We start from the raw sequence: 22232 nt of genomic DNA on the forward strand, positions 1-22232 counted from the left end.
CGCCACCATGAAACGCACGGCGACGCTCGCCGTTCTCGCCCTTCTCGCCGGCCTGCTCACCGGCGCGCCGGCGCGGGCCGACCTGCAACATCCGCGCCAGGCGTTCCTGCGCGGCTCGGTCGCCGGCCTCTTCCTGCACTGGGGCGAGCGGACCTCGCCCCAGCACACGAGCTGCACCGCCTGGGAGAACGACGTCACCAGCGGCGGCTGGAGCCCGTCCTACTGGGTGAACGAGGCCAAGAAGCTGCACGCCCAGTACATCGTGCTGGCCACCTTCCACAGCCGGCTCGGCTACGCCCGGCCGTACCCGTCGAAGATCCCCGGAAGCTGCGCCACCAAGCGGGACTTCCTCGGCGAGCTGATCGACGCGGCCGGCGCGCAGGGGCTGAAGGTCATCCACTACATGACCGACGACCCGCAGTGGCACGCCGAGGGCCTGTCGTCGGGGTCGTGGCTGGACTCCGGCGCCTTCTCCCGCCACGTCGGCCACGACGTGGACCTGACCAGCCGCGACGGGTTCGGCGAGTTCTCCTACCTGCAGTTCTTCGAGCAGATGGAGCGGTACCCGAAGCTCGCCGGGTTCTGGATCGACAACGACAACGCCTACTGGGAGCGCAACGACCTCTACGCCAAGATCTACCAGCGGCGGCCCGACATGACGATCTCGAACAACAACGAGGACACGCCGATCATGGACATGATCAGCAACGAGCAGAAGACCGGCATGACGCCGTCCTACGACTACCCGCAGGCGGTCTACACGGCGCTGCCCCGCCTGATCGAGGCCGACTTCAAGCTGCCCACCGGCGGCCCGTGGTGGTACGGCGGCTCCGACCAGAGCGTGGACCGCAAGCTGACGCTCGGCCGGCTGATCACCAACGCCGGCTCGTCGATCAAGGCGCTGATGGCCGAGACCCCCATGGTCAACGGGCGTTTCCCGGCCCAGCAGGCCGCGTTCAACACCTTCGCCGGCACGTACCTGTCGGCGATCTGGGAGTCGCTCGGCGGCACGGAAGGCGGCGGCTACATGTACGGCGGGCTCAAGCCGGGCTTCTGGAACGACGGCGCGCACGGCGTCACCACGATCGCCAAGAACGACCCGAACCGGCACTACGTCCACGTGATCACGCCGCCGTCCGGCAGCACCCTGTCGCTGCGGGACAACGGCTACCGGATCGCCTCGGTGACGAACCTGCGCACCGGCGCCCCGGTGAGCTTCACCCAGGCGAACGGCACGCTCACGCTGAAGGGGATCTCCTCCTGGGACCCGTACGACACCGTCTTCAAGGTCGTCTCCAGCGGCCGGCAGGGCATCCACTCCGGCGTCACCCTCTCGGCGAACTCCTCCACCGGCGGCCACCCCGCCTCGGCCGCGGGCGACGGCGACTACCTCACCTACTGGGACAGCGGCGCGGCCGAGCCCGCCCGGCTGACCTTCGACCTGGGCTCGGCCAAACGTGTCCAGTACATCGCCTTCAACCAGCGGGAGGACTCCACCGTCCATCCGTCGTCGGGGTCGGCGCGGATCTCCGGCTACCAGGTGCACGTCAGCAACGACGGGTCGAGCTGGGGCAGCGCGGTCAAGACCGGCACCGTGCCGAACGCGCGCGGCGTCCAGATCATCGACCTCGGCGCCGTCACCGCCCGCTACGTCCGCCTCTCCAAGACCGGCCACCACGGCGTCGCCCGCTGGCGCGTGGACGAGGCGTGGGTCGGCGGCGCGTACGCCGGGAGCCTGGTGACGGCCACGACCGCGAACGGCGACCCCGACCTCGACCACGGGGAGGTGCGGCCATGATGAGAGCCGCGCTCGCGACCATCCTCGCCTTGTGCGTGCTCACGGGCCCCGCCGAGGCGGCCTCCGACAACGGGCTGTCGATCCGGCCCGCGATGGGCTGGAGCAGCTGGAGCTTCGTGCGCCGCCAGCCCACCGAGGCCAAGATCAAGGCCCAGGCGGACGCGCTCGTCAGCAGCGGCCTGCGCGACAAGGGCTACGTCTACGTCAACCTCGACGACTTCTACCAGAAGTGCGACGGCAACGGCTTCGTCGTCGACTCCTACGGCCGCTGGGCCGTGGACGCCGCCAAGTTCCCCTCGGGGATCAAGGCGCTGGCCGACTACGTCCACGGCAAGGGCCTGAAGTTCGGCTTCTACGTCACCCCCGGCATCGCCAAGAACGCCGTCACCGCCGACACCCCCGTCGAGGGCACCTCCTACCACGCCCGCGACATCGCCGACACCTCGCAGACCCACAAGAACTACAACTGCAAGAACATGTACCGGCTCGACTTCTCCCACCCCGGCGCGCAGGCGTTCATCGACTCGTGGGCCAGGCAGATGGCCTCCTGGGGCGTGGACTACCTCAAGATCGACGGGGTGGACGCGTCCACGGTCGCCGACGTGGAGGCGTGGGACCGGGCGCTGCGCAAGACCGGCCGGCCGATCAACTTCGCGCTGTCCAACAACCTGCCGATCGCCCAGGCCGCCACCTGGAGGCGGCTGGCCAACAGCTGGCGCACCCAGGGCGACGTCGAGTGCTACTGCGGGCCCGGTCCGAACGGCAGCGGCTTCCCGCTCACCGACTGGGCGCACGTGTCCAGCCGGTTCGGCTCGGCCGCCTCGTGGCAGCCGTACGCGGGGCCGGGCGGCTGGAACGACTACGACTCCCTCGAGATCGGCAACGGCGACCAGGTGGGGCTCACCGCCGACCAGCGCCGCTCGCACCTGACCCACTGGGCCATGGCCGCCAGCCCGCTGCTGCTCGGCACCGACCTGACCGCCCTGACCACCGTCGACCTGGCGATGCTGAGGAACGAGCGGCTGATCGCGGTCGACCAGGACGGCGTGGCCGCGCAGCGCGTCGTCAACAGCGGCGTCAAGCAGGTGTGGCGCAAACGGGAGGCGAACGGCGACTACGTCGTCACGCTCTACAACACCGGCACGTCGGGCCGCTCCACGGTGAGCGTGACCTGGGCGCAGGTGGGCTTCACCGGCCCGGCCGCGGTCACGAACCTGTGGTCCGGCGCGTCCGAGGGCACGGTGGCCTCCTCCTACAGCGCCACCCTCCGCCCGGGTGAGACCCGGCTCATCCGCGCCCGGCCCGACGTCCTGCGTGCCGGGCCGGGCGTCTCGCCGCCCTGACCCCGGCACCCGCGGACGGCCCCGCCGTCTCGTCCGAGACGCACCCGGGGGCGGGGCCGTCCCCGCCCTCGCGTGCCCGGACAGCGGTGATGGCCGCGCTCGCGCCGGCGGCTTCTGGATCAGACTCCCAGGCCGTCAGCTCACCACCGCCCGGGCAGAGCCGGTGAGCCCCTGGGCGGCAGGGCGGCGCGGGCGATGGCCGCGCGTTCGGCCGCCTCGCGTTCGGCGGCCTCCCGCTCCGCCGCGGCGCGCCGGTCGTAGGCGGCGCGGGCCGCGGCGATGGCGTTCTGGTGCTCCTCGGTCCAGACGACCAGGGCGTTGATGGTGGCGTGCAGGGTCGCGCCCATCGGCGTCAGCGCGTAGTCCACGCGCGGCGGGACGGTCGGGTGCACGGTGCGGCTCACCAGCCCGTCGCGTTCCAGATGCCGCAGGGTACGGGCCAGCATCCGCTGGCTGACCCCGTCGATCGCGCGGCGCAGCTCGGTGAAACGCAGGCTGCGCTTGTCCAGCAGCGCGATCACCAGCAGCGACCACTTGTCGGCGATGCGGTCGAGGATCTGCCGCACCTCGCAGTCGGCGCGCTGGTCCCACTGGAGAACGTCGTCGTCGACGCCGGTATCCGCGCAGTAACCGAGGGACTCGAAAGTGCCGTCTTCCATGGTCACCGATGGTGCCTGACGATGCTGTCGGTTACAAGAGGGAACCGGCAGGCATGCGGGGAACGGCCCCGGAACCGGTTCCCGCGTCATGAGGAAGTCGGGGTCCGATGTCCAATTCCGTCACTGGATCCGCCGGTGGGCCGGCCCGCCTGACAGGGCGGGCGTGGGGCGTGCTGCTGGTGCTGTGCGGCGCGATCTTCCTGGAGGGGATCGACGTGGCGATGCTGAACGTGGCGCTGCCGTCGATCCGCGCCGACCTGGGCCTGTCCACCGGGACGCTCAGCGGGGTCGTCAGCGCCTACGTGCTTGGCTACGGCGGGTTCATGCTGCTCGGCGGGCGCGCCGCCGACCTGCTGGGCCACCGCCGCATGTTCGTGTTGTGGCTGGCGGTCTTCCTGGTCTTCTCCGGGATCGGCGGGCTCGCCACGGAGGGCTGGATGCTGCTGGTCGCCCGGTTCGTCACGGGGGTCGCGGCCGCGTTCATGGCCCCGGCCGGGCTGGCGCTGGTCACGTCCAATTTTCCGGAGGGGCCCGCGCGCACCAAGGCGCTCGGTGTGTACGCGGGGACGGCGGCGGGCGGGTTCTCGCTCGGCGTGGTCGCGGGCGGCGCGCTCGCCTCGTTCGGCTGGCGGTGGGTGTTCTTCGCGCCGGTCATCCTGTCGGCGCTGATCCTGGTGGCGGCCCTGGCTCTGGTCCGCGACAGCGGCGGTGAGCGCCCTTCGGGCGGGTTCGACCTGGCGGGCGCGTTCACCATCACGGGGGCGATGCTGCTGCTGGTCTATGGGGTGGTCCGGCTGGAGCACGCGGGCGACGGCCCCGCCGTGACCGCGGGCGTGTTCGCCGCGGGCCTGGCGCTGCTCGGGCTGTTCACCGCGATCGAGCGGCGCTCCCCGTCCCCGCTGCTGCGGCTGGGCATCCTGCGGTCGGCGCCGCTGGTGCGGGTGAACGTGGCCGCCCTGCTGTTCCTGGCCGCGTTCGCGGGCTTCCAGTTCCTGGTCACCCTGTACCTCCAGGAGTTGCGCGGCTGGAGCACGATGCAGACCGGCCTGGCCATGCTGGTGATCGGCATCGACACCGTCCTCGCGCCCGTGCTGACGCCGCGCCTGGTCAACCGCTTCGGCAACACCCGGGTGCTGTTCGGCGGCATCGTGCTCGCGGCGGTGGCGTACGCGCTGTTCCTTCCCGTCGGGACGGACTGGACCTACACCGCCATGCTGCCCGCGCTGGCACTGCTCGGGCTGGCCTTCTCCCTGGCGTACGGCCCGCTGACCATGGCCGCCACCGACGGCGTCGCCGAGGACGAGCACGGCCTGGCGGGCGGCCTGCTCTACACCTCCATCCAGTTCGGCACGGCACTGGGGCTGTCGGCCGTCACCGCCGTCAGCGTCGCCGCCGGCTCCGGCCTGGACGCCCTGCGCACCGCGCTGCTCGTGCCCGTGGCGGCGGCGGCGCTCGGCGCGGCCGTCATCGCCTTCGGCCTCCGCACGCCCGCCCCGCAGCGCGCCACCTCACCGGCCGAGTCCACCACGACCGCCGCCTGACAACGGAAGGAAAGGACCGATGGCTACGCGAGTGACGGCATTCGCCGAGATCTCCGACCAGTTCGACGCCTACATCGGCGACATCGTGTACGCGACCATGACCACCGTCGACGCCAAGGGACGGCCGCGCGCCCGGGTGCTGATCCCGGTCTGGGAGACCGTCGAGGGCGCCCCGCTGGGCTGGCTGGCCACGTACAAGACGCCGGTCAAGGCCGCCCACCTGGCCGGCAACCCGCACACCACGTTCTCCTACTGGACGCCACGGCAGAATGCCGTGAGCGTCGACGCCGTCGCCGCCTGGGCCGACGACCTGGACACCAAGCGGCACGTGTGGGACCTGTACCGGCGCACCAGCCCGAAGGGCGCCGGGTACGACCTGGGCAACTTCTGGCGCGGCGGGCCCGCTGACCCGCAGCTGCACGTCCTCCGCCTCGAGCCCTGGCGCGTCCAGGTGATCAGGGGGACGGACCTGCACAGCAGAATCTGGTACGCCGCAGGAGAACGCTGACGGGGCGGGGGCGGGCCGGGGAAGGCCGTCTCCCCCGCAGGGGGGAGGTCGGGCGTGGCGGCGTCGGCCGCGAGGCCGTGGAGGCCGGCGCGGGCGCGGACGTCGTGCTCATGGACATCCGCATGCCCCGGCTGGACGGCCTGGCCGCCACGCGGGAGCTGGCCCGCCGCTCCCCCGCGACGCGGGTCGTCGTGGTCACGACGTTCGAGAACGACCAGCTCGTCTGGGGTGCGCTGCGCGCGGGCGCCGCGGGGTACGTGCTCAAACGCGCGCCCGCCGGCGAGCTGGTGGACGCCGTGCGGCTCGTGCACTCCCGCGACGCGGTGCTCTTCCCCGACGCGCTGCGCCGCATCGCCGGCCCGCATCACGGCGCCTCGAAGCCGCGCATCCCGGTCGAGCCGACCGCGCGCGAGCTGGACGTGCTGCGGCACATCGCCTTGGGGCAGAGCAACGCCGAGATCGCGGCGGCCCTCTTCGTGTTCGTCGAGACGGTCAAGACGCACGTCCGTCACCTGCTGGACAAGCTGGACGCCCGCGACCGCACCCAGGCCGTGGTGCTGGCCTACGAGCTCGGCCTGCTGTTCCCCGGCCGGGGGGCGATGACCGCGGTGGCGACGAGGCCGGGAGCGTCCGGCTCCCGGCTTCCGTTCACTGCGTCCGGCTCCCGCTCACTCCGTCCGGCTCCCGCTCACTGCTGTCCGGCGCCGCCGGAGGCCGGGCCCGTGGTCAGGGACAGCGGTGTGCGTCCGAGCAGGTCGCGGGCCGTCCTGGTCAGGTGGGCCTGATCGGCGAAGCCCGCCTCGGCCGCGGCGGCGGCCACCGACCGGCCGGGCAGGACGGTGATCGCCGCCCGCAACCGCCCCCAGCGGCGCAGCCGGGCGAGCGGCACCCCCACCGACGTGCGGACCAGGGTGCGCAGCCGCGCCGCCGACAGGCCGACCTCGGCGGCGATGGCCGGGATAGAGGGGTGGTGCCCGGGAAGCGTGCTGCACCGCACCGCGTGCGTCACTCTCGGGTCGAGCGAGGGGGCGACTCCGGTGCGGGTGACGAGCTCGGCGTACGCCGCGGCCAGGTCGGGGGTGCGGCCGGAGCCGTCGATCCGGTTCAGGCCCAGAGCGGCGCGCAGCCGGCGTACCGATGCGCTGTCCAGGAGCAGCGGCCCCAGCCCCGGGCGGAGCAGCGTGGGGTCGAGGAACAGCGCGAGGTAGGCGGACGAGGCCGCGCAGGTGTGGGCGAGCTCGGGCGGCACGATCAGCCCCGCCGCCGCGACGGGACGGCGGCCCTCCCGCCCGATCAGGGCGAGGCCGTCCACCGGCAGGACCACCTTCCAGACCGGGTGGCGATGGCGGGTCACCCGGGAGGCCGCCGACTCGCCGAAGAGCGCCATCCCGGCATCGGCGGCGAACAGCAGCCGGCGATCGTTTCGTTCAAGCGTCCAGGCGGGAGGGGGCGCGAGCATCACCTCATGAACGCTACCGCGCCCGTCATCCTGGCGGTCTTCCTCCTGACGACGGGGGCCGCGCACTTCGCGGTGCCCGCCTACTTCCGATCCCTGGTGCCGTCCTGGATCGGCCCTGCCCCTCTGCTCGTCGCCGCGACGGGGGTGGCGGAGATCGCCGTGGGCGCTCTGATCCTGGCGCCCGTGACCCGGGGCGCCGGCGCCTGGGCGGCCGCCCTGCTGATCAGCGCCTACCTGGCCTCCCACCTCGACGCCGTGCGGCACGCCACGCCCGGCCATGCCCGCGTGCTGCTGCGGCCGTGGGCGGTCGCGGCCCGGCTGGTCGTGAACCTCGGCTACATCGGCTGGGCCGTCGCGGTGGCGCTCAGTGCCAGGTGAGACTCGCCGGGCCGATTCCCTCTCAGGAGTGATGTGCCGGTCCCGGCACCGCGCGACCCTCGTCGTGATCAGACCGTCCGCCCCTGACCCGGAGGATCACCATGACAAGCATCGCGCGCACCTCTCCTGCCGCCGGCCGGCTGCGGGCCGCGTGGACGGCCGCCCACACGCCCGTGCCCGGGGTGCCGCGGTGGGCGCGGATCGCGGCCTACGCCGTCCCGCTCACCGTGCTGCCGGCCGGCCTCTGGCGGATCGCGGGGGTGACCTTCCACCTGCCGATCGCCCATGGCGCGCAGGGCAGCGGGGAGGTGCCGCCCTGGCTGCCGATGGAGCTCTACGTGGTGCTGCTGTCGATCTTCTCCGAGGTGGTGGCGTTCGCCGCCATCGGCCTGATCGCCCGGTGGGGCGAGGTGTTCCCGCGCTGGGTGCCCGGCCTGCGCGGCCGGCGGGTGCCGCCGCCGGCCGCCGTCATCCCCGCGGCGCTCGGGGCGACCGCGCTGACGGTCATGTGGACCTGGGCGGGCGTCTGCGTGGCCCTCGGCCGCACGATCCACGGCGACGCCCTGCCCGCCGACTTCCCCCTGGGGCTCGGCGACTGGACACGCGTGCTGGCCACCGCCGCCTACGCGCCACTGCTGCTGTGGGGGCCCTTGCTCGGAGCCCTCACCGTCGCCTACTGGCGGCGGACGCGAGCCTCCGGGTGAGCAGCCGGTCGTCACCCGCCGCTGCGCGGCTCCTCCTCTCTGAGGGTCGGGGACGGTTCAGTCTCCGAAGGCTGCCTGGTGGGCGGCCGCGCAGGTGTGCGGGAGATCGAGCGGTACGACGACGCTGCCGGTGATCGTGGCCCGCGGTGTGAACGGGATCGCCCGCACCCGGGTGGAGCGGATCTCCGCGACCTGGTCCGCCGGCAGCACGGTCCAGCTACGCGGGTTGGAGCCGACCTCGACGATCGTGTCCTGGACCGTGCCGGAGTCGCGGTCGAGCCGGGTTTCGACCCCGGCCTTCCGCATCGCGGCCGTCAGAGCCTCCGGCAGGAACAGGCCGTGGTCCCGTGACGGGATCCGCAGCTCGCCGACGGCGAGATCGGCCAGGTCGACCGTCGGGCGATCGGCGGCGAGGTGCCGCACGGACACGATGGCGAACAGCTGCTCCGTCCACGTCGGCAGCACCCTCAGGCCGGGCGCCGAGCGTACGCCCCGGGCCAGCGCCAGATCGATCTCCCCTCGTCGCACGCCGTCCAGGCGGGCCGCAGGCGGGAGATCGATCAGTTCGACGTCGACGCCGAGCGCCGAGGGGTGCTCGCGCAGCGCGTCGATGCCGCGTTCCAGGCGAGCGGTGAAGCCGGCGGCGGTGCCGATGCGCATAGTGCCCGCCCGCGCGCCGGCGGCGGCCCGGACCCGGTCCACGGCCGCGAGCGCGTCCCGCGCCGCGGCGAGCACCCGGTGCCCGGCGGCGGTGAGCCGGACCCGGCGCGGTGAACGGTCCAGCAGCCGGACTCCGAGCTCCCGTTCGAGCTGGGCGATCCGCCTGCTGACCGCGGGCTGGGCGATGTGCAGCCGCTCGGCGGCCCGCCCGAAGTGCAGCTCGTCGGCCACCGCGACGAAGTAGCGCAGTGCGCGCAGTTCCACCGAGCCCCCCTGTTCTGCGACGATGCCTCCAGGTTATCGAGCGCGTCGGAACCGGTGCTGGCTCCCGGCGGGGACCTGGTGCTGGGATCGGATCATGGATATCGAACTGGGCCTGCTTGGCGCCCACCTGCGCGAGCATGAGGTCAGCCCGGAGAGCGCGGTGGAAGTGGAGCGGGCCGGCTATGGCACGCTCTGGCTGGACGCGTCGCCGCCGGCCGACCTCGCCTTCGCGGAGAAGCTGCTCGACGCCACCACCCGGCTGGTGGTCGGCACGAGCGTGGTCAACGTGTGGACCGCCGACGCCGAGATCGTCGCCGCCTCCTACCACCGCATCGTCGCCAGGCATCCCGGCCGGTTCGTCCTCGGCGTCGGGATCGGGCACCGCGAGGTCCACGCCGGATGGGCGTCGCCGTACGACACCCTGGTGTCCTACCTGGACCGGCTGGCGCTGGCCGGCGTGCCGCCCGAGCGGGTGGTGCTGGCCGCGCTCGGGCCGCGCATGACGCGGCTGGCCCGCGACCGCACCGCGGGCGCCATCCCCTGCCTGGTCACGCCGGAGCACACCCGGCGAGCCAGGGAGGTCCTGGGTGCGGGCAAGCTGCTCCTTCCCGGCCACTTCGCGCTCGCGGAACCCGACGCCGAGCGGGCCCGCGCCATCGGCAGGGCCGCACCGCCCGGGCAGGCGTTGCAGGTCACCAACTACGCGAGCAACCTCCGACGGCTGGGCTTCACCGACGAGGACCTCTCCGGCAGCGGGAGCGACCGCGTCATCGACGCGCTGCTCGCCTACGGCGACCCGGCCGGCCTGGCGCGCGGCCTGACCGCCCACCTCGACGCCGGCGCGGACCAGGTCGGCGTCTACCCCCTCGGCGACGACCCCATCGCCACCCTCCGAACGGTCGCCGACGCCGTCCTCGCCATCAGCCACGAGTGACCGGCCCCGGTCGGCCTTCGTTTCCCGTTCACTTTCATCGAGCACGCAGGTGAACGGGCAAGGCGGCCCTGGGCCGCCGCGAACGAGCTGCCGCACGGGACGCGCCCCGTCCGGCGGTACGGGGCTGCCTCCTGCCTGAGCCGGGCTTCGGCGGCGGCCTCCAGCCCGGTACGGGCGTGCGCGGCGTGACCGTCCGCATGCCGCGCACGGTCCGCAACGAGGGCAAAAGGGTTCGCCGGTCTGCTGTTGGACCAGGCGTACCGCACCGGCGTGGCCGGCTACCCCCCGGCGAGGCCGCCAGCACTGGCCCTCCGGTCCCAGCCCGGCGACACCTTGCCCAGCGCCGTGGAGCGCAGGGGGCGGCGCAGGCCGACGCGCCGCTGCCGGGGTCGCCGACCCCGCCGGGCGGGCCACCGTGGCCGGGCGCAAGCGGACACCGCGGCCGGGCGCAGGCGGACGCCGTACTGCGCGAGGTCGGCGAGCCGGTGGTTCGCACCCGCTCGGCGACGGCCTCCTTACGCCGCTCACGACGACCGCACTTTCACCACCGCCGCGCCGGACATCGAGGTGATCGGGGCCGGACGAGTCGCCGGCGGCTCGCGGGCCGGTACGGCTACGGCTTGACCTCGCTGAGCCGCCCGGTCGTGACGTCGTAGACGAACCCTCTGATCGCGTCCTTGTGCGGGATGAACGGGTCCTCCCTGATGCGCCGGATGGACTGGATCACGTCCTCCTCCAGGTCGGTGAAGGCTTCGGCGGCCCAGTCGGGCTTGATGCCGACGTCGCGGTAGACGTCCTGTTTGAAGCCGTCGTCGGTGAAGGTGAGCATGCCGCAGTCGGTGTGGTGGATCAGGATGATCTCGCGCGTGCCCAGCAGCCGCTGGCTGATGGCCAGGCTGCGGCGCTCGCCCGCCGTGATGACGCCGCCCGCGTTGCGGATGACGTGCGCGTCGCCCTCCCGCAGGCCGAGCAGGCCGTAGACGTTGAGCCTGGCGTCCATGCAGGCCACCACGGCCAGTCGTTTGGCGGGCGGCAGGGCGAGAGCGCCGTGCCGGAAGGACTCGGCGTAGCGTTCGGCGTTGGCGATCAGCTCGTCGGTGATGCTCATCGAACCTCCCCTTGACCGGTCCTCCCACCATTACCCCTAATCCCGGCATGGTCAACCGGGATAATCCGGCCATGATTTCCGTGTCCCGATAAAGGACACGCGCCTGGCCGGCAGGGCGGTGGCGAGCCAGGCGACCGCGCCGACCAGCAGCACGCCGGCCGTGGCCGCGGCGCCGGCGGTCAGCAGGGCCTCCCAGCGCAGCATCCGGCGGAGCTGGCCGGGCGTGGCCCCCAGGCGGAGCAGCGCGCGGAACTCGTCGCGCCTGGCCGTCGTGGTCGCCACTACCCGGGCTCGCACGGCGGCGCCGTCGCCCAGGACGAGGTCGCGGCTCTCCCCCACCGCGCCGACGCGCTCGTCCACGGCGATCGTGGCCCCGCGCAGGTCGCTCAGGCTGCCGTGGGCGACGTCGAGGTCGATCACGGCGCTCGCGTCGGGGCCGAGCACCAGGGCGGTCCTGTCCTGGAGGCCCTCGTCGTCGCCGAAGGCGAGGCGCCGGGTGAGCACGGTGGTCGTGGCGATCGGGGCGGCGGCGCGTAGGCCTGGCGTCGCGCGTACCTCGGCCTCCAGGCCGTGCGGGACGCCGCCGAGGCGGGCGGCCGTGACGGCGCGCACGCCGCGCAGGCCGAGCGCGGCCTCGCCGGCCTTCGCGGTCGTGATCGTGGTCTGGGTGAGCGTGAAGCTGAGGCAGGCGGCGGGCGAGCGCGCCGGTCGCGGTCCGTACGAGGTGCGGGCCGGCCAGCGCGAGCCCGATCACCGCCAGCGGGGCGGCGTTGGCCGGGCCGATCACCGCGGCCTCGGTGCAGACCAGCAGCGGGATGACCGACAGCACCAGCGGGCTCCCCCGTCCCGTGCGAGCTTCGCGTGGGCGAGCTGGGGCACCTGCCCCTGTCGGTGGAGGCGACGGCCTACTTCACGGTCGCGGAGGCGCTGCCCAACGCGGCCAGGCACAGCGGCGCCACCCGCGTCAGCGTGGAGGCGGACAGGCGCGCGGAGGTCCTGCGCGTCGAGGTGGCGCACGACGGGGTGGGCGGCGCGTGGGAACGCGACGGGTCGGGCCTGACCGGCATCCGCCGCCGGGTGGAAGCACACGACGGCACGCTCACCCTGACCAGCCCCCCGGGCGGCCCGACAAGGATGAAGGTGGAACTGCCGTGCGCATCGTGATCGCCGAGGACGACGCCCTGCTGCGCGAAGGCCTGGCCATGCTGCTCGGCGGCGAGGGCTACGAGGTCGTCGCGGCCGTCGCGAACCCGCAGGAGTTCCTGGCCGCGGTCGCCCGGCACTCCCCCGACGTGGCGGTGGTGGACGTCCGCATGCCGCCCACCCACACCGACGAAGGCATCCGCGCCGCGGTGGAGGCCAGGCGCGCACAGCCCGGACTGGCCGTGCCGAGTCAGCTCCCGGCCTACGGGTGCCCGGCCGCGCTCCTGCGGCACACCTGCCCTGACCTGCCCGAGCCACCGCCTGGTCGGCGCCGTCGATGATCCTCAACGGCTCGGTACGGACCGGGGTCAGGCCGGTCTCGGGACGCCGCAGCCCCTCTGGAGCAGGTAGAAGTGCTGCAGGTACGCCCTGTGGTAGTCGGCGCTCGTGATGCGGACGAAGGCCTCGTCGGCCGCGCGCACCGAGTCGCCGATGAGGTTGGCGCTGCCGGTGTAGACGCGCGGCGTGATGTCGCCGCCGTAGTCGCCGTCGATCAGCAGGTACTTGTTGTGCGGGTACGGCCCGGCGGTGTTGTCGCCCTGGCACTCGCGGAACCGGATGCCGGCCTGGGTCAGCCTGGAGGCGATGTCGCTGTCGATGTGGCGCGCGACGATGTCGACCCAGCAGCCCTTGCGGCGCAGGTCGGCCAGCTTGTCGGCCACCTGGGGGCGGGTGTTGTAGAAGAAGGTGTGGGCGATCCGCACGTCGGTCTGGTGCTTGGCGCCGTCGGTCCCGACGTAGGAGCAGGACACCTCGTTCAGGGCGTTCACCAGGGGGTCGCTGGCCGGGTTCGTGGGGTTCGGGTCGGGGCGGGGGGTGAAGTACGCGCGGTAGGTCGAGCCGGTGCGGGTGGAGAAGTACGGGTTGGCCGTGACGTCGGCCCTGTGCCGGGTCGTGTACTCCAGGTCGTGGTAGCTCAGGTAGCCGTCGTAGACGGCGTCGTCGGCGAACGTCACCGAGTCCTGGAAGGCGCTGTCGGCGTCCCAGGCCGTGATGTTCGAGGAGGACTGGAAGACGACCTTGGAGCGGGTGGTGCCGTCCGCGAACGGGCCCGTCCGGGAGAAGATGAAGTACTTGTTGTGGTTGTAGGACCCGCGCTTGGAGCTGAGGCAGCCGCGGTCGGCGTCGTCCACGCCGTCGGCGTCCTCAAACTGGTCGTCGCAGACGACGGCCCAGGAGCGCTGGGTGTCGTCGGTGCCGAGGCCGGCCTTGAGCGCGTCGTAGGCGGGGTTGGCGTACTCCTGGTGGGTGGCGGCCACCACGTACGTGGAGTCGTCGAGGATCACCTTGACCGACACACCGCGCCGGTGCGCGGCCAGCAGGGCGTCCACGACCTCCTGGTCGCCGATCGCGAACACGGAGCCGCGAATCTGCTCGCCCGCCGGAGTGCCGTCGATGAGCCCGATGAGCTGGCTGAAGATCGCCCTGCGCTCCTGCAGCGTGCCCGAAGGGTTGTTGAACACGGGCCGGTCGATGACCGGCGGCGCGCCCGCCGTGACGCTCATGGCCACGCCGGCCGCCGCTGCGGGCGTGGCGCCGCCCAGCACCAGCGCGCCGGCGAGGGCGGCAAGGGATCTTCCTAACCTTTTGATCATGACCGGCCATCGTACGGCCACGAGCGCCGGATCGGGACCGCGAAGCGCCGGTCAGCTCCCCGTGGCCGCGGCGCCGCCGGACGTGCGGGCCTTGGCGTACTCGGCGGCGCCGCCGGCGAAGTCGTAGAGGACGACCTGCTCGTCGCCCGCCACCCAGGCGTCGTGTCCGGGCGGGCAGACGAACACCTCCCCCGGGCCGACCTCGGCCTCGGTGCCGTCGTTCATCCGGATGCGCAGCCGGCCCTGGACGACGAACCCGTTGTGGTGCACCTCGCACGAGTCCGTGCCGGCGATCGGCTTGACCGACTCCGACCAGCGCCAGCCGGGCTCGAACGTGGCCACGCCGAAGCTGAGCCCGGACAGGGCGCACACTTCCAGGTGCCCCCTGGGGAAGTCGCGGCGCTCGTCCGGCTTGTCGATGCTCTTGACCTCGATCATGACGTCCCCCTTCCGTCAGCTCCAGTCTTCCACCGGGCGAACGTCCTCACAAGGCGTCTACCTGCGCGAATGTCCCTGATCGAGGTCGGGGGGCGGGGGTGGGGCGGCGCGGGTGCGGCCGCCCCTGTCCGACCGCGTGTCTCAGTCGCAGTGTTCGAAGTCGCTGGCGTAGGAGGCGCTGCCGATCGTGCCGCCCCACTTGACGCACACTCCCGCCGCCTTCGCCTTCACCGGGCCGGCGTAGTAGCCGTAGTTGCCCTTGTCGGTCACCGGCTTCTGGCCCTTGGGCTCGAGGAAGGCCGACACCGGGGTCGACTTGCCCACGTTGGAGCTCTTGAGGGTGACGACGCAGTTGTTGCCGTTGCCCGCGTTGTAGAGCAGGTAGGCGCGCCCGCCGGTGAGGGGGGCCGAGTCGATGACGGCGAAGCCGGCGCCGCAGACCTGCTGCGGGGTGTAGCGGTTGCCGGAGCCGGAGCCGCCGCCGCCGTTGTCGGTGGGGGCCGGGGCGGCGCCGCCGCAGGCGTTGGTGCTCTTGATGGCCTTCTTCTGGCCCAGGGACACGGTCACGCCGTTCACGGTCGGGCTGGTGTCCATCGCGCCGCTCGGGGTGCGCTGCTCGTAGTGCAGGTGGGGAGCCTGCGAGCCGCCCGTCGATCCGACGGTGCCGATCACGGTGCCCTGGCCGACGCTCAGGGTGGCGCCGACGCCCCGCACCATGCTGGACAGGTGGGCGTAGCGGGTCCTGCTGCCGTCGGCGTGCCGGATCTCGACCCACTTGCCGTAGCTGGTGTTGCCTTCGTTGTGGAAGGTGGCGGTGCCGGCGGCGGTGGCCCGTACGGTCTTGCCGTTGATGCTCTCGCCCCCGTAGTTCTGCCAGTCGATGGCGCCCGAGGGGTTGTGGCCGCCCTTCCAGTTGTTGGCGTAGAAGGTCTTGCCACAGTCGAAGGGGCTCTGGTGGGACACGGCCGAGACGCTGACGGTCTGGGCCGAGGCGGCCTCAGGGACCAGGGTCGCGGCGAGGGCCAGCAACAGAGCGGTGCCGGCGGCCTTGCGGGAGTTCGGCCAGGCCGGTCTGCTGATCGTGGGCATGCTTACCTTTCTGGGCAGGCGCTTGAAGGGGTACTGCGCAGCGCCCGGCTACGTGGTGTCGACGCGGCCCGCGATCCTGGGACGTGCGGGCCGATCTTGTAACGTAGCCGCTCTTGATCTCGTCATCAATCCGGGTCAGAAGAACTTTCGGTGTCATTTGTCGCGGCCAGAATCCTAGATGTAACCGGCCCGCATATGGGGTGAATCCGGCGAATCGGCCGGCCGGGGTCCCCTCCCCCGGCCGGCCGCCGCACTGCGCTCAGCGCACGCCGTACGCCTCGTGCACGGTCTGGGTGACGGTGTTGCCCGCCGCGTCGGACGCCCGCACCCGCAGGCTGACCGGCACACCGCGGGCGGGCGCGGCCGGGACGAGGGCGCTCACCGTGCCGCCGGACGGAGGCGAGGCCGGCGCGGCCCGCCAGGTCTTCTCACCGTCGAAGCTCACCCACGCCTTGATCGAGGTGATCCTGGGCGCCTTGCCCGCCGCCGCCTCGTGGTAGGCGTGCAGCCTGATCCGGTGGGCGCCCCGGCCGGTCGTGTTGCCGAGGTCCAGGCCGAGGTCGTAGCGCAGGTACACCAGCGGCTGCACCGCGCACGGCTCCGCGGAGCCCGCCACCAGGGTGCCGACGCAGTCCAGCCGGCTCTTGTCGTCCTTCGTCACCCGCGCGGAGGTGAACTCCCACTCGCTGCTGACCCGCCGGTCGTAGAACCTGTCCGCCAGCTCGGCGGGCACGGTGTCCAGCTCGTGGGTGAGCCGGTAACGGGCCCGGCCGGCGGGCAGCGTGAAGCCCGTGTACACGCCGGCCACCGGGGTCGGCGGCACCTCGGCCCCGTCCTGGTAGAGGCGCAGCCGCCCGGTCTGCACGGCCTCGGTGTAGAACGACTCGGCCTTCGCCTCGGGGAAGGTCAGCGGCAGCAGCGGGCTGAACACGTCACCCTGCCGGCACGCGCCGCACGCCAGCATCTCCGAGTACAGCGGCTCCTCCTCGAAGGCGCCGGGCACCGACGGCCCGCCGTACCACTCCTCGCCGCTCCTCGACCCGGCCTTGAGGCGCTGGACGACGCCCGCGAGCGGCAGCTCGGCCTCCAGGGCGGCGCCGTCGAGGGTGGTGCGCTGGATGAAGCTCTTCACCGCCTGCTCGGGGTCGACGACCGGGCCGACGTACTCCTCGCGTCGCGACGGCCCGCGGTACTGGAAGCCCTGCGCGAAGCTGACCGTCTCGCGGCCGGGGATCCACTGGTGCCAGGCCGCGGTCAGGTCGAGGGGCTGCTCGGCGTGGTAGTCGCGGTCGACGCGGGCCAGCTGCCGGGTGGCCGGCTCGTAGTGCTGGTCGGCGCCCACCTGGTCGAGCTGGTAAAACTTCAGGTGGTAGAGGTACGGGCTGGCCGCCTGCCCCTTCACCCGTACCTGCGCCTTGCCCTTGCTCTTCACCAGCTCACGCAGCGCCAGCCCTTGTGCGGGCGGCACGGTGACGGCCGGCAGCCGGGGCCGCAGCACCCCCTCCAGCGGCGTGTCGGCCGTGCACATGTGGCCCTTCAGGAAGAGGATCACGCCGGCCGCGCCGGCGGCGTGCAGGGCGTCGAGGTACTCCTGGGGCGTGGTGCAGTCCCACTGGTTGTCGTGGAGATCGTCGTCGTGCTCCACCAGCGCCAGCTTGCCCTTGACCCGGCCGAGGTCGGCGGGGATCTGGGAGGCCGGGTCGGCCAGGCCGTGGATCGTGCCGAGGTCGACCACCTCCAGGCTCCGGACGCCGTCGAACTTCGGGACCGCCTCCCCGTAGAACTTGTACCGGGGAGCCAGCCGCAGCGCCGCGTTCACCTCCATCGTCAGCAGCGGGGCGACGGCGTCGCGGGCGTGCTGGAAGACCAGGGAGCCCTTGGCGACCTTGGGCGTGGGGGTGACCCAGAAGTCGTCGAGCCCGTACGCGAACAGGCTGGCCCAGCCCGAGGAGGAGCCGTTGCCGTCGTCGCGCATGACGCCGATCTCGTTGGTGGTGCCCTCGCTCGGCTTCGGCGTCTCGATGGTGATCCGGCGCGCCTTGGAGGCGTCGAGCGTGACCGTGACGGGCCCGCGCACGTCCACGTTCTCGGCGAGGACCACGGCCGTCTGCTGGCGCCGGTCGGCGTCGATCCACGTGACCGAGCTCTGGAAGGAGTACTGGCCGGCCGTGAGCCGCACGGTCTGCGAGCCGGAGCCGAGCCGGAAGGCGCTGCGGCCGTCGTCGAGGTTCAGGTAGGACAGGGCGCCGACGGACCAGCAGCCGTACGCGTCGGTGGCGCCGCACGGCTTGCCGTCGTGGCCGATGACGTCGATGCGCACGGGGTAGGACTGAGGCTCGATCAGGAAGCCGATCGGGATGCGCGCGACGGCCTGCCCGGTGGCGTCGGAGGCGGTGACGGCTCCGGTGTACTCGCCCTTGGCCAGCGCCGGCACGTTCACCGAGACGGTGGCGGAGGCGGTACCGCCGGCCGGGACGGTGAGCGAGGTGTCGCCGCTGATCGCCCCGGCCGGCACCTCGCCGCCCGAGCCGGGCGCCAGCGTGGGCTTCAGCGACAGGGTGACCGGCTGCGGCCCGGCGTTGCCGAAGGTGACGGTGCGGGTGAGCGGCGCCTGGTCGAAGGCGAGGGTGCCCAGGTCGAGCGCCGGGGTCACCGCGTGCACCTGCTGCTTGACGGCTCTGGCCACGTCCAGGCGCCCGGCGCCCTGCTCGTAAGCGGTCAGGCCGACGTCGGTGGCCGCGCCCATCAGCGCGGCCTTGAGCCGGGCCGCCTTCCAGTCGGGGTGCTGCTGCGCGAGCAGCGCCGCCGCCCCCGACACGTGCGGGGTGGCCATGGACGTGCCCGACATGCTGGTGTAAAGGTCGCCGGGCAGGCTGCTGGCCGACGAGCGGGCCGCCATGATCGCCGCGCCCGGCGCGGCGATGTCCGGCTTGAGCGCGCGCTCGGGGTACCACAGCGGGCCGCGGCTGGAGAACGGTGCCAGCCCGTCGCGCTTGTCGGTCGCCGCGACGGTCAGCGCCGACGCGGCCACCCCGGGCGACTGGATGCTCTCCTTGGCGCCCTCGTTGCCCGCCGCGACCACGAACAGGGTGCCGGTCGAGGCGGTCAGCTCGTCGATCGTCCGCGACAGCAGGTCCGGGTACTCCAGCGGGGCGTCGCCGCCGATGCTGATGCTCACCACCGGGACGTCCTGCTCGGCCGCCCACTGCATGCCGGCGATGAGCGCGGAGTCGAAGCAGGTGCCGTCGTTGCCGCAGACCTTGCCCACCAGCAGCGACGCGCCGGGGGCCACGCCCCGGTACTTGCCCGCCGACCCGGCGCCCGTGCCGGCGATGGTGGAGGCCACGTGCGTGCCGTGGCCGTGCCCGTCCACCGCCTCCGGCGAGGTGCCGGTGAAGTCGGCCGTGGCGGCGACCCGGCCGGCCAGGTCGGGGTGCGTGCGGTCCACCCCCGTGTCGAGGACCGCGACCTTCACGCCGGCGCCGTCGTAGCCGGCCTCCCAGACCTGCGGCGCGCCGACCAGCGGGACGCTCTCGCTGAGCGAGACGTGCTTGACCCGGTCCAGCCACAGCCGGCCCACCCCACCGCCCAGCCGCAGCTCCGCGCGGCGCGTCGCCTCGGCGGGCGGCACGTCGGTGCTCTGCAGGGCCTGCCAGAACGGGGAGCTGTCCTTCTTGGCGACCGCCAGGGCCGCGCCGTTCACGCTCGGCAGCTGCCGGCGCACCTTCGCCCCGGCCACCGCGGCCGCGCGCCGGTTCCGGTCCGCGTACTGGGCGATCAGCGGGACGTCGGCGCGCTCGGCGTCGCCGTAGCCGTTTCCTGCCAGGTACGTGACGTTGAACAGGCCCTCGTCCAGCACGCCCGAGCGGAGGTAGGGCCGGACGTCGTCCGGCACCACGTAGGTGTCGCCCTCGCGGGTGTAGGTGGTGAAGTCGCTCCTGCTGCCGTCGCTGCGGGTGGCGGGGCTGACGGTCACGTCCGCCACGCCGCCGGCGTTCCTGCCGTACGTCACGGTGTCGCCGGTCACCAGCGTGATCGTGACGCGTCCGCCCGGGTCGGCGGGCCTCGCGGCGCCGGCCGCCGGAGGGCGGTCGACGCGGCGGCCGTCGCCGGCGGCACGGGGGCGGTGGCCGCGATCGCGGCCAGCAGGGCCGTGCCGGCGAGCAGCCGCCGTCCGGGCGATAACGGGAAGGTCATGGGCGCTCCCAGGGGGGTGAGGGGACGGGATGACCTGGCCCGGCGAAGGGTCCGCCGGGCAGATTCGGCCACAGGGTGACACGCGCCCGCGCCGACCGAAAAGGTTTACGGCTGGCCGGTTCCGGCGGTGACCGCCACCGGCCACGCGCGTCCGGGCCCTCACGTGCGGCAGGCATCGTCCGGAACCGGGTGACGATGCCGTCGGACCGCGATCGCGCCTCGCCACGCTGTCCCCGGGGTCGGCTGAATGGCCGATCCGGGGCTACTTCGCAAGGCGGAGATCGCCCCAGGGAAGATCAGGGTTTTCGTGGGTGGCTGCTCCGATGCCTGACCGGGCTGTCAAGGCCGATCTTGATGCGGGCGGAGGCCGAGAGCCGGGCTCCGCCCGTATCGGAGAAGGAGCGACATGAACGTGAAGCGGACCGTGGCGGCCGCCGGGGCGGGCCTGGCCGTGACGATGGCGATGGCGATGGCGGCGGCCGTACCCGCCGGGGCCGCCACGACCGGAGCAGGCGAGCCCCGCTGGCAGGCGCTGCTCGACAGGATCGTCGCCAGTGGCGCGGTGTCCGCCGTCGCGGAGGTCCGCGACGGGACCAGGACCTGGCGCGGCACCAGCGGCAAGGCCCGCCTGGGCGGTGCCCGCCCGGCCCCCATGGACGGGCGGTTCCGGATCGGGAGCGTGACCAAGTCGTTCACCGCGACCGTGGTGCTCCAGCTGGCGGGCGAGGGGAAGCTGAGCCTGTCCGACAGCCTGGAGCGGTGGCTGCCCGGACTGGTGGCCGGCGGCTCCCGCATCACCGTCCGGCACCTGCTGCGGCACACCAGCGGGATCCCCGAGTACAGCACGACCATGTTCGACAAATGGGGCATTCCCAAGGAGCGCTTCCGCACCTGGTCGGCCCGCGAGCTGGTGGAGATGACGGACGGTCTCCCCCGCGAGTTCGCTCCCGGCGCCCGATACGGCTACTCCAACACCAACTACATCGTGCTCGGCATGCTGATCGAGAAGGTGACCGGCAGCTCGTACGCGGCCGAGGTCGGGCAGCGCATCCTGCGGCCGCTCAGCCTGCGCGGCACCTTCGTGCCGGGAGCCTCCCCGGAGGTGCCCGGCCCGCACGCCCACGCGTACGCGCGGGTCACCAAGGGAGGTCAGAACGTCCCCGTGGACGTGACCCGGTTCAACCCCACGATGGCGGGCTCGGCCGGCGAGATCATCTCCACCACCGCGGACCTCAACCGCTTCTTCCGCGCCCTGTTCCAGGGCAGGCTGCTGCGCCCCGCCCAGCAGAAGGAGATGAGGGACCTCGGCACGATCAAGGAGTACGGGCTGGGCCTGGAGGCGGGGCCCCTGCCGTGCGGCACCGCGTGGGGGCACGGCGGCGGCACCCATGGCTACTCGACGGTGGCGTTCAGCTCGGCCGACGGCTCACGGCAGCTCGCCCTGTCGATGACCCCGTACTCCGGCGACCCCGAGAAGGCCGCCATGACCATGCTGATCGCCGCACTGTGCTCGTGACCGGCGCGCCGGCGACGGGATGGCGGGCGGTCACGCCGTCGTTCCGGCGTCGACGGTGATGGCGGTGCCGGTGATGGTGCGGCCGCCTTCTCCGGCGAGGTGGGCGACGGTGGCGGCGATGTCCTGGGGGGTGCAGTAGCGGTTCAGTGCCGTGTACGCGCGTTCCTCGTCGGCGCCGGGGCCGTCGGCCGGGTTCATCTCGGTGTCGGTGGAGCCGGGGTGGACGAGGTTGGCGGTGATGCCGCGGGGGCCGAGGTCGCGGGCCAGGCCCTTGGTGAGGCCGATGAGCGCCGACTTGCTCATCGCGTACAGCGTCCAGCCCGGGTAGGGCACCCGCTCGGCCAGGCTGCTGCCGATGGTGATGATCCGGCCGCCCGCGCCCATCCGGCGGGCGGCGGCCTGGGCGAGGACGAGGCAGGCGCGGGGGTGGACGGCGAGGGTCCGGTCGATCTCCTCCAGCGTCACCTCGTCCAAGGGGCCGTAGGGAGCGATGCCGGCGTTGTTCACCAGGACGTCCAGCCGTCCCAGCTCGGCGACGGTCCTGTCGACCGCGCCGTGCAGCGCGGCGGCGTCGGCGGCCTGTGCGGGAATGGCCAGACCTCGTGCGCCGGTGGCCTCGATGTCCTTGACCGTCGCGGCGGCGCGGTCGGCGGCGCGCTCGTAGGTGATCGCGACGTCCATCCCGTCCTCGGCCAGGCGTCGGGCGATGGCGGCTCCTATGCCCCGGCTCCCGCCTGTGACCAGCGCGACCCTGCCTCTTGTCATGGTGTCCTCCGTCTCGGACGAACCGGAACCGATTCCGCTTGAGCCTAAGCGGAATCGGTTCCGGTTACAAGTC

General features: G+C 73.0%; 22 protein-coding genes. 11 read left to right on the plus strand and 11 right to left on the minus strand.

Annotated elements, in window-relative coordinates:
* Window positions 1-7 precede the first annotated feature (7 nt).
* Both KIS93_RS58450 and KIS93_RS58455 read left to right on the plus strand, forming a co-directional pair.
* Window positions 8-1798 carry a discoidin domain-containing protein gene (locus tag KIS93_RS58450; RefSeq protein ID WP_080039664.1) on the plus strand — a complete coding sequence of 597 codons (1791 nt, stop codon included), beginning with the start codon at window positions 8-10 and terminating at the stop codon, window positions 1796-1798.
* The gene (locus tag KIS93_RS58455; RefSeq protein WP_080039665.1) at window positions 1795-3141 is read left to right on the plus strand and encodes a glycoside hydrolase family 27 protein; all 1347 of its coding nucleotides are present in this window, start codon (window positions 1795-1797) and stop codon (window positions 3139-3141) included. The genes KIS93_RS58450 and KIS93_RS58455 overlap by 4 nt, the downstream gene beginning before the upstream one ends.
* A 140-nt stretch (window positions 3142-3281) precedes the next feature.
* On the opposite strand, the gene KIS93_RS58460 is transcribed toward KIS93_RS58455, so the two are convergent.
* The gene (locus tag KIS93_RS58460; RefSeq protein WP_080039666.1) at window positions 3282-3800 is read right to left on the minus strand and encodes a winged helix-turn-helix transcriptional regulator; all 519 of its coding nucleotides are present in this window, start codon (window positions 3798-3800) and stop codon (window positions 3282-3284) included.
* Window positions 3801-3907: 107 nt separating this feature from the next.
* On the opposite strand from KIS93_RS58460, the gene KIS93_RS58465 reads away from it, so the two are divergent.
* The 3 genes from KIS93_RS58465 (at window position 3908) to KIS93_RS58475 (ending at window position 6634) form a co-directional block, all read left to right on the plus strand.
* Entirely contained in the window at window positions 3908-5341 is a 1434-nt protein-coding gene (locus tag KIS93_RS58465) for an MFS transporter (protein WP_080039667.1), read from the plus strand.
* Between the two features lie 19 nt (window positions 5342-5360).
* A complete protein-coding gene (locus KIS93_RS58470; protein WP_080039668.1) occupies window positions 5361-5849 on the plus strand; it encodes a pyridoxamine 5'-phosphate oxidase family protein in 489 nt (162 codons plus the stop codon).
* Window positions 5850-5926: 77 nt separating this feature from the next.
* On the plus strand, window positions 5927-6634 hold the full coding sequence (locus tag KIS93_RS58475; RefSeq protein WP_222108100.1) for a response regulator transcription factor: 708 nt from the start codon (window positions 5927-5929) through the stop codon (window positions 6632-6634).
* On the opposite strand, the gene KIS93_RS64125 is transcribed toward KIS93_RS58475, so the two are convergent.
* Window positions 6538-7308 (minus strand): helix-turn-helix domain-containing protein, encoded by a 771-nt coding sequence (locus KIS93_RS64125; RefSeq protein WP_230466509.1) that lies wholly within the window; start codon window positions 7306-7308, stop codon window positions 6538-6540. The genes KIS93_RS58475 and KIS93_RS64125 overlap by 97 nt on opposite strands.
* 6 nt (window positions 7309-7314) lie before the next feature.
* On the opposite strand from KIS93_RS64125, the gene KIS93_RS58485 reads away from it, so the two are divergent.
* Both KIS93_RS58485 and KIS93_RS58490 read left to right on the plus strand, forming a co-directional pair.
* A complete protein-coding gene (locus KIS93_RS58485) occupies window positions 7315-7686 on the plus strand; it encodes a DoxX family protein (protein WP_080039669.1) in 372 nt (123 codons plus the stop codon).
* A gap of 101 nt (window positions 7687-7787) precedes the next feature.
* On the plus strand, window positions 7788-8390 hold the full coding sequence (locus KIS93_RS58490) for a hypothetical protein (RefSeq protein ID WP_080039670.1): 603 nt from the start codon (window positions 7788-7790) through the stop codon (window positions 8388-8390).
* A 57-nt stretch (window positions 8391-8447) separates the two neighbouring features.
* Here the strand turns inward: KIS93_RS58490 and KIS93_RS58495 are convergent, their stop codons facing one another.
* On the minus strand, window positions 8448-9314 hold the full coding sequence (locus KIS93_RS58495) for a LysR family transcriptional regulator (RefSeq protein WP_080039671.1): 867 nt from the start codon (window positions 9312-9314) through the stop codon (window positions 8448-8450).
* 94 nt (window positions 9315-9408) lie between these two features.
* On the opposite strand from KIS93_RS58495, the gene KIS93_RS58500 reads away from it, so the two are divergent.
* Window positions 9409-10248, plus strand: coding sequence for a TIGR03620 family F420-dependent LLM class oxidoreductase (locus tag KIS93_RS58500; RefSeq protein WP_080039672.1), 840 nt, complete (start codon window positions 9409-9411; stop codon window positions 10246-10248).
* A gap of 613 nt (window positions 10249-10861) precedes the next feature.
* On the opposite strand, the gene KIS93_RS58505 is transcribed toward KIS93_RS58500, so the two are convergent.
* Both KIS93_RS58505 and KIS93_RS58510 read right to left on the minus strand, forming a co-directional pair.
* Window positions 10862-11356, minus strand: coding sequence for a beta-class carbonic anhydrase (locus KIS93_RS58505; RefSeq protein WP_080039673.1), 495 nt, complete (start codon window positions 11354-11356; stop codon window positions 10862-10864).
* Window positions 11357-11407: 51 nt separating this feature from the next.
* Window positions 11408-11968 (minus strand): FtsX-like permease family protein, encoded by a 561-nt coding sequence (locus KIS93_RS58510; RefSeq protein WP_080039674.1) that lies wholly within the window; start codon window positions 11966-11968, stop codon window positions 11408-11410.
* Window positions 11969-12217: 249 nt separating this feature from the next.
* On the opposite strand from KIS93_RS58510, the gene KIS93_RS58515 reads away from it, so the two are divergent.
* Together KIS93_RS58515 and KIS93_RS58520 are read left to right on the plus strand one after the other, a co-directional pair.
* On the plus strand, window positions 12218-12520 hold the full coding sequence (locus tag KIS93_RS58515; protein ID WP_080039675.1) for a sensor histidine kinase: 303 nt from the start codon (window positions 12218-12220) through the stop codon (window positions 12518-12520).
* Complete coding sequence (locus tag KIS93_RS58520; RefSeq protein WP_080039676.1) at window positions 12508-12840, plus strand: response regulator transcription factor; 333 nt, start codon at window positions 12508-12510, stop codon at window positions 12838-12840. Before KIS93_RS58515 ends, KIS93_RS58520 begins: the two co-directional genes overlap by 13 nt.
* Before the next feature lie 27 nt (window positions 12841-12867).
* On the opposite strand, the gene KIS93_RS58525 is transcribed toward KIS93_RS58520, so the two are convergent.
* From KIS93_RS58525 to KIS93_RS58545, 5 genes are all read right to left on the minus strand, one after another.
* Window positions 12868-14154, minus strand: a complete 1287-nt coding sequence (locus tag KIS93_RS58525) for a phospholipase D-like domain-containing protein (RefSeq protein ID WP_080039677.1) — start codon at window positions 14152-14154, stop codon at window positions 12868-12870.
* A gap of 51 nt (window positions 14155-14205) precedes the next feature.
* Window positions 14206-14592, minus strand: coding sequence for a cupin domain-containing protein (locus KIS93_RS58530; RefSeq protein ID WP_080039678.1), 387 nt, complete (start codon window positions 14590-14592; stop codon window positions 14206-14208).
* 141 nt (window positions 14593-14733) lie between these two features.
* The gene (locus KIS93_RS58535) at window positions 14734-15681 is read right to left on the minus strand and encodes a M23 family metallopeptidase (protein WP_080039679.1); all 948 of its coding nucleotides are present in this window, start codon (window positions 15679-15681) and stop codon (window positions 14734-14736) included.
* 259 nt (window positions 15682-15940) lie between these two features.
* Window positions 15941-19708, minus strand: a complete 3768-nt coding sequence (locus KIS93_RS58540; RefSeq protein ID WP_186405089.1) for a S8 family peptidase — start codon at window positions 19706-19708, stop codon at window positions 15941-15943.
* On the minus strand, window positions 19705-19878 hold the full coding sequence (locus KIS93_RS58545) for a hypothetical protein (RefSeq protein WP_186405090.1): 174 nt from the start codon (window positions 19876-19878) through the stop codon (window positions 19705-19707). The genes KIS93_RS58540 and KIS93_RS58545 overlap by 4 nt, the downstream gene beginning before the upstream one ends.
* A gap of 406 nt (window positions 19879-20284) precedes the next feature.
* On the opposite strand from KIS93_RS58545, the gene KIS93_RS58550 reads away from it, so the two are divergent.
* Window positions 20285-21394 (plus strand): serine hydrolase domain-containing protein, encoded by a 1110-nt coding sequence (locus KIS93_RS58550; protein WP_080039681.1) that lies wholly within the window; start codon window positions 20285-20287, stop codon window positions 21392-21394.
* A 30-nt stretch (window positions 21395-21424) separates the two neighbouring features.
* Here the strand turns inward: KIS93_RS58550 and KIS93_RS58555 are convergent, their stop codons facing one another.
* Complete coding sequence (locus KIS93_RS58555) at window positions 21425-22159, minus strand: SDR family NAD(P)-dependent oxidoreductase (protein ID WP_080039682.1); 735 nt, start codon at window positions 22157-22159, stop codon at window positions 21425-21427.
* Window positions 22160-22232: the final 73 nt, after the last annotated feature.

The organism is [Actinomadura] parvosata subsp. kistnae (assembly GCF_900323885.1).
GTDB lineage: Bacteria > Actinomycetota > Actinomycetes > Streptosporangiales > Streptosporangiaceae > Nonomuraea > Nonomuraea composti.

Bases quoted from the DNA above. Each gene is read 5' to 3' on its own strand.
- KIS93_RS58450 (WP_080039664.1), top strand. From the start codon at position 8: ATGAAACGCACGGCGACGCTCGCCGTTCTCGCCCTTCTCGCCGGCCTG.
- KIS93_RS58455 (WP_080039665.1), top strand. From the start codon at position 1,795: ATGATGAGAGCCGCGCTCGCGACCATCCTCGCCTTGTGCGTGCTCACG.
- KIS93_RS58460 (WP_080039666.1), bottom strand. From the start codon at position 3,800: ATGGAAGACGGCACTTTCGAGTCCCTCGGTTACTGCGCGGATACCGGC.
- KIS93_RS58465 (WP_080039667.1), top strand. From the start codon at position 3,908: ATGTCCAATTCCGTCACTGGATCCGCCGGTGGGCCGGCCCGCCTGACA.
- KIS93_RS58470 (WP_080039668.1), top strand. From the start codon at position 5,361: ATGGCTACGCGAGTGACGGCATTCGCCGAGATCTCCGACCAGTTCGAC.
- KIS93_RS64125 (WP_230466509.1), bottom strand. From the start codon at position 7,308: ATGCTCGCGCCCCCTCCCGCCTGGACGCTTGAACGAAACGATCGCCGG.
- KIS93_RS58485 (WP_080039669.1), top strand. From the start codon at position 7,315: ATGAACGCTACCGCGCCCGTCATCCTGGCGGTCTTCCTCCTGACGACG.
- KIS93_RS58490 (WP_080039670.1), top strand. From the start codon at position 7,788: ATGACAAGCATCGCGCGCACCTCTCCTGCCGCCGGCCGGCTGCGGGCC.
- KIS93_RS58500 (WP_080039672.1), top strand. From the start codon at position 9,409: ATGGATATCGAACTGGGCCTGCTTGGCGCCCACCTGCGCGAGCATGAG.
- KIS93_RS58505 (WP_080039673.1), bottom strand. From the start codon at position 11,356: ATGAGCATCACCGACGAGCTGATCGCCAACGCCGAACGCTACGCCGAG.
- KIS93_RS58525 (WP_080039677.1), bottom strand. From the start codon at position 14,154: ATGATCAAAAGGTTAGGAAGATCCCTTGCCGCCCTCGCCGGCGCGCTG.
- KIS93_RS58530 (WP_080039678.1), bottom strand. From the start codon at position 14,592: ATGATCGAGGTCAAGAGCATCGACAAGCCGGACGAGCGCCGCGACTTC.
- KIS93_RS58535 (WP_080039679.1), bottom strand. From the start codon at position 15,681: ATGCCCACGATCAGCAGACCGGCCTGGCCGAACTCCCGCAAGGCCGCC.
- KIS93_RS58545 (WP_186405090.1), bottom strand. From the start codon at position 19,878: ATGACCTTCCCGTTATCGCCCGGACGGCGGCTGCTCGCCGGCACGGCC.
- KIS93_RS58550 (WP_080039681.1), top strand. From the start codon at position 20,285: ATGAACGTGAAGCGGACCGTGGCGGCCGCCGGGGCGGGCCTGGCCGTG.
- KIS93_RS58555 (WP_080039682.1), bottom strand. From the start codon at position 22,159: ATGACAAGAGGCAGGGTCGCGCTGGTCACAGGCGGGAGCCGGGGCATA.